1 protein-coding gene is annotated in these 824 nt (G+C 69.1%); it reads left to right on the top strand.

What is annotated here, in order from left to right; genetic code table 11:
* Nucleotides 1-60 precede the first annotated feature (60 nt).
* A partial coding sequence (locus FRW57_RS22285; RefSeq protein WP_162529480.1) for an IS630 family transposase occupies nucleotides 61-824 on the top strand: 764 nt, incomplete at its 3' end.

The following is an 824-nucleotide window of genomic DNA, read 5'->3' on the forward strand; positions in this document are numbered from 1 at the left end:
TTACTAAGACACGCGTAAGTATGTCGAATGATTCTGGCCCTGGTTCTGGGAGACTGGGGTATGCGCGAGGACGATGGCCGAAAGCTGGACCACCAGACGCTGGAGGCACTGCGGTTGCGCGCGGTCGACCGAGTCGAACAGGGCGCAGACCCGCGGCAGGTCGCCCGCGCGCTGGGACTGCACCAGCACACCGTGTACGGGTGGGTCGCCACGGCGCGCCAGCAGGGCCGGGAGGCGTTGCGGGCCAAGCCGATCCCGGGCCGGCCCTCGAAGCTGACCGAGGCGCAGACCCGCCGGGTGTACGAGGTCGTGGTCGGTAGCGACCCGCGGCAGCTGCGGTTCGACTTCGCGTTGTGGACCCGGGACCTGGTGCGGGTGTTCATCCGCCGCGAGTTCGAGATCGAGCTGTCGGCCTCGGCGGTCGGACGGCTGCTGCACCGTCTCGGGCTGTCCCCGCAGCGTCCGCTGTGGCGTGCCTGGCAGGCCGACCCCGAGAGGGTCGAGGCCTGGAAGCAGGCCGAGTACCCAGCGATCGCCAAGGAGGCCAAGAAGACCGGCGGCACGATCTACTTCGCCGACGAGGCCGGGATCCGCTCGGACCACCACGCCGGCACCACCTGGGGCGCGATCGGACGCACCCCGGTGGTCAAGACCACCGGGGCCAGGTTCTCGCTGAACATGATCTCGGCCGTGACGGCCAAGGGCCTGCTGCGCTTTTCCACCTTCACCGGGTCGATGACCGCGGACACGTTCATCGAGTTCTGCAAACGCCTGATGGCCGACACCACCGGCCCGGTGTTCCTGGTCGTCGACGGCCACCCCGT

The organism is Segeticoccus rhizosphaerae, assembly GCF_009192725.1.
Lineage (GTDB): Bacteria > Actinomycetota > Actinomycetes > Actinomycetales > Dermatophilaceae > Segeticoccus > Segeticoccus rhizosphaerae.